The following is an 8,634-nucleotide window of genomic DNA, read 5'->3' on the forward strand; positions in this document are numbered from 1 at the left end:
CCTATGTCGCTCTTAGCTCCATCGCTGCTCGCTCACAAGACCTTCTTTGCTTGCTCCCGCGGAACAAATCGGGTGTCGCTCTTTCCTCCTTCCTGCCTCTCGTGTTTCCTCTTCGTTCATCAGGCCACCCTAGCCCTCTCCCTGGGAGGGAGAGGGAATTTCCGAAAAGATACTCCATGAAGAGAGTTAAGAAAGCGAAAAGTGAAAAACCCGCGCGGCATTATCACACGTCAACTTCCGTAAGTCTGCCTCTGGTACGCCAGTAAACATGTTCGAGAGGAATTCGCGTGACTTCGGCCACGTTGACTCTGAGTGCGGAAAGTCGTTGCCCCACATCAGGTTGTTGATGCCGATGCGGTGGCGTAACTCGACGACCACCTCATCTTCTTGAAAGACCGCAAATAAATTGCGTCGCCAGTAGTCGCTTGGTAGTAAGCCTTCTTTCGATTGATAGCCACGATAGACCGGACGTTCTTTGTACGTGTAGTCCATTTGCTTGAGCCAATGCGGAACCCATGAGGCTTCGTGTTCGACTGAACCGACCAGTAAACGTGGATAATGTTCAAACACGCCAGAAAAAATCATATCTGTGAGTGAGTAGCGCACCCAATAATCTTGCGTTGGTCGTAAGCCTGCGGCAGTGAAGGTCGTAAAACTTGTACTGATCTCACACCCTGGGACATTGGCGCGTTGTGTCGCTAAATGCAGCAGCAGCGGCATCTCTAAGTCTGCGGCGGTTGCCCATAACGGATTGTACACAGGATCTCGATAGGGTTGGCCTGGTGTTGGCGTCACTGGGATGAACATGCCAGCGAGTCCGAGTTTCGCCACTCGTTTCAACTCTGCACACGCCTCTGCAACATTATCGACATTAAGCATGCCGATCCCTTTTAAACGATCAGGATGTGGTTTGCAGAAATCGGCAATCCAATCGTTATAGGCCTGACATAGACCAGAAAGCAGTTCACTATCTTCGATGTGATACCAAAACAGCCCCTGGCTTGGTTGGATAATCGCACCCCATATTCCGTCGAATTCTAGCTCTTTCAACATCGCGCCCGGTTGATAGGCGCCTTCACGGACATCTTCCCAGATGCCAACGAAGTCGATCTTTTCCGGGTCATCAAAGCGCCGTCCAGCTTGGGTGACCGCACCAAGAGTCACAACTTGCGTATCGCCGAGGAACCAGGCGTCTGAGTCTTTGCCGTCAGCGGTCTTTTGTCGTTTGATATACGGTGCTCGGTCACGACATTTGCCAGACATGCGCGACGTGTACAGATCTGGTGGTTCAACGATGTGGGTATCGCCAGAGATAATTTTGTAGTTGATCATCAGTCCCCTCCTTATAACGAGTTGAGGTGTATCACACCCCTACACTTTGATCTGATCAAGGCGGGTACGCAACAGCTCGGCAAAGATTTGTACGTACGGCTCACGCAGCATCATATCGCTCGTGCACTCTGGTGGTCCAACTTCGCTATCGAAGGGAGCAGTTGTTAAGGTTTGCCACTCCAGGAAGCGGCTATTGTATAAGCTACGAGGATCCGGATTCGGTATGAAAAGGGAGATGCGCCCGGCGTATCTCTCGGGCTGGTAGCGATGCGCTGCTTTTACGGTTGCTTGTTCGACGTAAGGCCGATGGGGATAGTGCAACAGGTTCGAGGCGTGTTTCTCTTTCTCTCTCTGTCGCTGTTGTATTTTCTCGAGAACATAGCGGGGGTGCTCTCGCAACGGTGAATGCCAGAGCATCCTCATCCAGTTGCCCATGCGCTGCGCATACCGCCAGCTTCGCCTCCGAATCCGGTGGGAAACGGTCAGGGCAGTCGGTGATTGTGTCCCAAACAGAGCTAAGAGTGCGACTTCCTGACCTGCGCTCCTCAGTTGTTGGGCAATCTCAAAAGCGATGATCCCGCCTAAACAATATCCGCCAACGAGGTATGGCCCTTCGGGTCGGAACCGACGAATGTCGTTGACGAAATATGCCGCCAACTCTTTCACATCTGTGAGCGGTGGACGCTTACCGTCAGTGCCAGGAGGCTGAAGACCATAGAAAGGGTGCTCTGGACCAAGCTTCTGTGCTAGTGCGAGGTAACAGAACACATCTCCATTATGACCTGGGACACCAAAGAATGGTGGTCTGGTTCCGTCCGGTTGTAGTGGAATCAAAGATGATGCTGGCTCTGCACTTGGTTTCTCCATCCGCGATACTGCATCAATTGCCGTAGCTAAGTCAGCCACCGTTGGCGTTCCAAACAAACTGCGTAGAGGAAGCTCCACTGCGAAACTCGAGCGCACGCGGTTGATAAATTGCATGGCTCTGAGCGAGTGACCACCGAGAGCGAAGAAGTTATCGTACACCCCGACCTGTTGCACTCCCAACACCTCTGACCAGATACCTGCAACCGTTTCCTCTATTGGCGTCCGCGGTGCAACATAGGCGTGTCCTGCCTCTAACAAGCTTTGGGTTGGAGCGGGTAGCGCCTTGCGATCGATTTTCCCATTCGGAGTGAGAGGGAAGGCTTCAAGGAAGACGAAGGCACTTGGGACCATGTAGGGAGGCAACTTCGCTTTGAGATAGGCGCGCACGTCTTCAGTTATACGCGCCAGTGTATGAGGAATAAGGTACGCAATCAGGTGCTGATCTCCGCTTGCGTCCTCTCTCGTTGTGACAACGGCTTCTCGCACACTCGCATGTTGCGCCAATACCGCTTCTACCTCCCCTAGCTCAATACGGTATCCGCGAATTTTTACTTGATTATCGATACGCCCGAGAAACTCCATGCTGCCATCCGGTAAGTAACGTGCGAGATCACCAGTCCGATAGAGACGTGCCTCCGGTCGCCCACTGAACGGATCAGGGATGAATTTCTCCGCAGTGAGTCCTGGGCGATTGAGATAGCCTCTGCCAACTTGCACGCCGCCGATGTGCAACTCGCCTGGGATGCCCACCGGCACCGGTTGGAGATATTCATCAAGCAGGTAAATCTGTGTATTGGCGGTGGGCCGACCAATTGGCAGAGTCTCACGTGTATCATCCCGCTTGCAGGCCCAATACGCGACCGCGATCGCTGCTTCGGTCGGGCCGTACCAGTTATCCAAACGAGCTGGTAAGCGACGGAAGAAGCGCTGCTGCAATTCAAGGGTGAGCGCTTCTCCGCCACAGATGATCTGTCTCAGGGAGTGACATTTTTCAACGTCAGCTACTTCTAAAAACATTCCGAGCATGGACGGAACAAAGAACAGGACCGTTATCTGCTGTTCGATAATCAGCCGGACAAGATAGCGAGGGTCACGATATTCTTGTGGATGGGCAAGCACTGCTGTTGCACCAGCCATCAACGGCCAGAGGATTTCCCAGATTGAAGCATCGAAGCTGTAGGGAGTTTTCTGCAGAACACGATCGGTCTCTGATAATCGATAGGTTTCCTGCATCAATCTCAGCTGATTACAAATCCCCCGATGCGTGTTGAGTGCTCCCTTCGGGGTGCCTGCAGACCCTGAGGTATAAATGACGTATGCGAGATTGTCGGGCGTGACTTCTGTGACCGGGGGAGTCGTGCTCTCGCCTGCAATGTTCCTCCAATCGCTATCAAGACACACAAGTTGAGCTGGGCAGTCTGGCAGCTTCTGCAGCAGAGCAGTTTGCGTGAGAAGAACGCGAACACCGGAATCTTTCAGCATGAATGTAAGGCGGTCCTGAGGCAGGTCGGGATCAAGCGGCACATACGCGGCTCCTGCTTTGACAACTCCGAGAAGCCCCACCAATAATTCTAGCGAGCGCTCTACGCATACGCCGACGAACACCTCTGGGCCGACACCGAGCTTCTGTAGGTAATGGGCGAGCTGATTGGCTTTGTTGTTGAGTTCGCGATACGTCAGCCATCGTTTGTCAAAGACGACAGCTACGGCATCAGGGGCTTTTTCTCCTTGTGCTTCGAGCACATTGTGGAGACAGGTGTCTGGGAAATCATCACGTGTTGTGTTGTTCCAGTCAATGAGGATCTGCTGCTCTTCTTGACGCGAGAGCAAGGGCAACGTGGCAATCGGCTTATCTGGTTGATTGACGATTCCTTCGAGCAAGGTCCGATAGTGACCGATCAGCCGTGTAATAGTGGTCTCCTCAAAGAGGTCCGTCACATACTCAGCTTCAACTTCGAGACCCTCTGCAGTTTCGCGTAAAGCCAGCGTCAAATCGAACTGTGCAGAGCCGCTCTCATATCGAAGCACTTCCGTTCGTATACCAGGAAACTCTGCTGCTTGTGGTAGAACGTTGCGGTGGTGAAACACTACTTGAAAAAGTGGAGAATAGTTCAGTGTCCGTTCTGGACGCAATTCTTCTACGAGCTTTTCAAATGGTATGGCTTGGTGTGCGTAGGCTCCCAAGACGACTTCGCGCACGCGCTGAAGCAATTCCCGGAATGTCGGGTTACCAGATACATTGGTCCGCAACACCAGCATATTGACGAAGAAGCCAATTAACTGCTCGGTCTCGACGTGGGTACGGTTTGCGGTGGGTGAACCTACGGCAATGTCATCTTGACCGGTGTAGCGGCACAGCAACACTTGAAAGGCAGCTAACATGGTCATGAACAGCGTGGTGCCTTCCTGACGACTCAATTCGTGCAAGGCTTGCGTCAGCGAGAGAGGAAAATGCGTACGCTGGTGCGCGCCACGGTGCGTCTGCACGGGCAGTCTCGGATGATCGGTCGGAAGTGTCAGTACGGGGGGCGCATCGTTTAGCTGTTGGCGCCAATACGCAACGTCCTGGTCGAGTATTTCGCCTTGTAACCAATCGTGTTGCCAGGTTGCGAGGTCGGCATATTGAATAGCCAATGCTGGTAAAGGCGAAGGCTGGTGCGTAGAAAATGCCGTGTAGAGGGTGCTCAGTTCCGAGAAGAATACTTCCATCGACCAGCGATCAGAGATGATGTGGTGCATGGAGAAGAGCAACACATGCTCGTTGTCCGCCAAGTGGAACAGCGTCGCCCGCAATAATGGCCCGGCAGCAAGATCGAAAGGTCGCTGTGCTTCTTCCCGCGCATGTTGCTGTACGGCCGCTTCGCGTTCTTCATCGGTGAACGCGGCAAGATCTATCGTTGTCAGAGAGAACGGTATGGATGGAGCGATCGACTGAATCGGTTGCCCAGCGATGACGGGAAAGGTTGTCCGTAGGCTTGCCTGGCGGTGAATAATCTCAGCCAGGCTCTGTTCCAAAGCGGAGATATTGAGCGGCCCGATAAACTTGCGAGCGGTAGTGATGTTATACTCGGTCGACCGCGGATCGAGTTGCTGGAGAAACCATAAACGTTGTTGGGCAAAAGAGAGGGGGATTGTCCGGTCGAGTGGAAGCGCCTGGATAGGAGGCACAAGCGTGCTGTTGTCGACGAGACAAGCGGCCTCAATCTGCTCTGCGAGCGCGGCAACACGGTAGGAGCCTCAAAGAGCACGCGCAACGGGAGGCTGACCCGAAAGGTATCCCGCACCCGTGCGAGAATCCCCGCTGCTAACAAAGAGTGTCCTCCTAACGTGAAGAAGTTGTCGTGCACCCCGATCGGCGCACGCTGCAGCACGGTTACCCAAATTGTCACGAGTTTTTCTTCGACCGATGTTCGTGGTGCGACATACCCAGACTGCTGCTGGTCTATAAGGTTAAGTTGTGGGTGTTGGGCGATGGGTGGGGGCTGTACGGCTGTAGCTGCAGGGCTGCGCTCTCGCAACTTCAAACGCTGCATCTTGCCAGACGGGCCTTTGGGCAAGTCCTGAACAAAATATATCTGGCTCGGCGTTTTGAATTCTCCCAAGAGCTGGGCGCAGTGTGTGAGTAACTCCTGCGCTGAACACTGGTAACCTGGTTTCAATACGACATAGGCAACGAGGTCCTCGCCGAGATACGAGTCAGGTATTCCTACAGCCCCAGCTTCAAGGACGGCAGCATGTCGCATGAGTACATCATCGATCTCCCGCGCTGCGATATTTTCTCCGCCTTTGATGACGATCTCTTTGGCTCGTCCGGCAATGAAGACATACCCATCGGCATCCTGGTACCCGAGATCACCAGTCCGTAGCCAACCGTCAGGGCTGAGTACCGCAGCCGTCGCCTCGGCATTCTTGTAGTAGCCTTTCATGATGCGGGGGCTACGAATGAGAATCTCTCCGGTTTGTCCGCCTGGGAGAGAGTGCCCATCTTCGTTGACGATCTTCGTTTCATGACAGGGAAGGCCTGGGGAGCCGATCTTTTGCCGCGCACGGGAAGGAGGGGTAAGAAAGAGTTCCCCCGCTTCGGTCATTCCCATCGCTTCGACCAGTAGAAACGGAAATTTCCCCTCAAAGGTGCGATGCAACGACGAAGCAAGTGGCGCCGAGGAGCAGCGAATGAAACGCAGTTGGCGGAAACGATCTGCCAGACCTGCATCAGCAGGATCAGTCCAATTCACCAGGTGCGTAAGGATAGTTGGGACCGCTGCAAACCACGTACACTGATATTCTTCCACCCACTGCCACACCTGGGACACACTAAACCGGTGCGGCATGACGACAGAGCCACCGCTTAGCAACATCGGCAGGAGCGTCGCGGTGAGAGCATTGAGATGGTAGAGCGGCAGGAGGCACAGCGACCGATCTTGGGGGGGTGAACTGGTAGACGGCAATGGTATTGGCAACCCCAGCAAGCAGATTCCGCTGAGTGAACACGACGCCTTTGGCCTGGGACGTACTCCCTGACGTGTAGATGAGGAGGGCATCATCGTCTTCATGGACGTGAGGAAGTGTGACTTCTTTACTCGCCGAGCCCCGCCATTCAGGCCCGGCATCGGGATCGGCAGGGATAATCTGCAGCGGACGTTCGATTTGTTGGATACTGTTGGTAAGTAACTGTTGGTATTCATCGGCAACGAATACGACGCGTGCATCTGAATGACCCAGCGTGTGAGCAACCTGGGCGGGGCCAGCGACCACGTTCAGTGGCACCGGCACAAAACCGCCATACATGGCGCCAAACAACAATTCGACCGAGAACAGACCATTGTCGAGTAGGCAGGCAACTTTGTCGCCTTTGGTGAACCCTAAACTGACGAGATACTGAGCCCAGCGGGCAACGTGACGTTGGAACTCTCGAAAAGTGACACTGCGCTGTGTTTCTGGGCTCAGGAGGAATGGGGCACCTGCAGAGCGTTCCGCCACATGATCAATGACATCACGAATGGGTACTCGCTCAGGTCCAGATATTCTGGTGTCGCGCATGTAGCTTTCCTGGTGGCCGTCAACAAACGAGCAGCATCGCTCCATTCATCGGAGATCATCATCTGGCAGCTTTTTCGCGTTGCGAAAGACGATAGAAACGGTGCATATTGTCAGCACAGATACTGCGCTTTTCTTTGTCAGAGAGTTCTGCCATTTGCATAAGGACAGGCAGTTCCTGCTGACAGCGTTCGAGATTCACCTCATGCGGAAAGTCTGAAGCAAAGAACAACGCATCAGTCCCTATGGTTTTAAAGACCGTGGGCAGGGTCGTTTCTCCGGGATCGACACTAAAAAAGATCCGGCCACTTTTGACATAGGTACTAGGCTTCTGTTTCACGTCACCGACATACTCCGGGCGGCGGCGCACTTCATAAGACCGATCCATCCGGTCGATGAGAAACGGTACCCAACTCACTCCCGCTTCGAGGAAGGCGATGTGTAACTGCGGAAAGCGATCTAACACGCCGCTCATAATGATGCTCGTCAGCTGCATCATCTGGGCGAACGGATGGCTCAGCGTGTGCATCTGGGCATACTTGTCCAACAGCTCAAGCCCCAATCCTTGCGAGGGTCCGCCATGCACTGCCAGCGCACACCCAAGCCGTTCCGCTTCCGCATAGATTGGATCAAACTGCGCGTGGCCAAGGGGAAATCTGAGACCTGTCGCCGGTAGGACTGCACCAACCATTCCGAGTTTGGTGACTGCACGCCGCAGTTCTTGCACGGCTGCTGAGGGATCTTGCAGCGGAATGAGCGCCATGCCCAGCAGCCGTGGGCTCTCACGACAATAGCGATCAAACAACCAGTTATTATATGCTTGGGTGACAGCGATCGCCCACTCTGGGTCTTTGATGAAGCCACAGGTTAAGCCCGCAGTAGGATAGAGCACCGTCTGAGCAATCCCGGCCTGGTCAAGAAAGTTCAGCCAGATGGAGGCGTTTGTTTCTAACGACTTGTGAATGTTTAACCGCCCCAGCATGGCTCCGCGATGAAATCCGTCGATCGTTGGCCAGAAGGGGAACGCCAAGACTGATTGTTCCCCAGCGTAGGGGGGCTCAAGATAGGTAAAGAGTTCACTATCTTTTTCATACACATGCCCGTCAGCATCCATGATGTCAAAAGACCGCATATTCCCTCTCTCCTCTTCGGTTGAGACGAAACGCAAGATAGGCGAAATCAGGAGAAGCAATACTCTGAGGCGGAGGGTCTCATTGTGAGTGAGTCAGGCACGAATCCACCTGTATGGGGGATTGTCCAGCACCCAACCCCCTTCGATCGGGTAACTAAGGCATGGGCAAGAATTAAGTTACCGATTAAGAGCGAGGAAGAAGCGTATAGTTCCAATCGCCATGAAACTTACCGGGTTTGATATTGAGCGCTTGAAACTCATCGTCG

At 53.7% G+C, this 8,634-nt stretch carries 5 protein-coding genes; all 5 read right to left on the minus strand.

The features are described from left to right. Positions 1-186: 186 nt before the first annotated feature. Genes FJ147_25290 through FJ147_25310 form a run of 5 tightly spaced genes read right to left on the minus strand, consistent with a single transcriptional unit; the run spans position 187 to position 8,368 of the window. A complete protein-coding gene (locus FJ147_25290; GenBank protein ID MBM4259201.1) occupies positions 187-1,332 on the minus strand; it encodes an amidohydrolase in 1,146 nt (381 codons plus the stop codon). 39 nt (positions 1,333-1,371) lie between these two features. Next, positions 1,372-5,214: an amino acid adenylation domain-containing protein gene (locus tag FJ147_25295; protein ID MBM4259202.1), complete on the minus strand. Its 3,843-nt coding sequence runs from the start codon at positions 5,212-5,214 to the stop codon at positions 1,372-1,374. Further along, complete coding sequence (locus FJ147_25300; GenBank protein MBM4259203.1) at positions 5,100-6,752, minus strand: AMP-binding protein; 1,653 nt, start codon at positions 6,750-6,752, stop codon at positions 5,100-5,102. Before FJ147_25300 ends, FJ147_25295 begins: the two co-directional genes overlap by 115 nt. Continuing rightward, complete coding sequence (locus FJ147_25305) at positions 6,514-7,284, minus strand: acyl--CoA ligase (protein ID MBM4259204.1); 771 nt, start codon at positions 7,282-7,284, stop codon at positions 6,514-6,516. The genes FJ147_25300 and FJ147_25305 overlap by 239 nt, the downstream gene beginning before the upstream one ends. A gap of 13 nt (positions 7,285-7,297) precedes the next feature. Then, positions 7,298-8,368 carry an amidohydrolase gene (locus tag FJ147_25310; protein MBM4259205.1) on the minus strand — a complete coding sequence of 357 codons (1,071 nt, stop codon included), beginning with the start codon at positions 8,366-8,368 and terminating at the stop codon, positions 7,298-7,300. Positions 8,369-8,634: the final 266 nt, after the last annotated feature.

It is taken from the genome of Deltaproteobacteria bacterium, assembly GCA_016874775.1.
Taxonomy (GTDB): domain Bacteria; phylum Desulfobacterota; class Binatia; order Bin18; family Bin18; genus VGTJ01.

What these genes read in the sequence shown, in the direction of transcription:
- FJ147_25300 (MBM4259203.1), bottom strand. Translation starts at nt 6,752, where the DNA reads ATGAAGACGATGATGCCCTCCTCATCTACACGTCAGGGAGTACGTCCC.
- FJ147_25290 (MBM4259201.1), bottom strand. Translation starts at nt 1,332, where the DNA reads ATGATCAACTACAAAATTATCTCTGGCGATACCCACATCGTTGAACCA.
- FJ147_25305 (MBM4259204.1), bottom strand. Translation starts at nt 7,284, where the DNA reads ATGGAGCGATGCTGCTCGTTTGTTGACGGCCACCAGGAAAGCTACATG.
- FJ147_25310 (MBM4259205.1), bottom strand. Translation starts at nt 8,368, where the DNA reads ATGCGGTCTTTTGACATCATGGATGCTGACGGGCATGTGTATGAAAAA.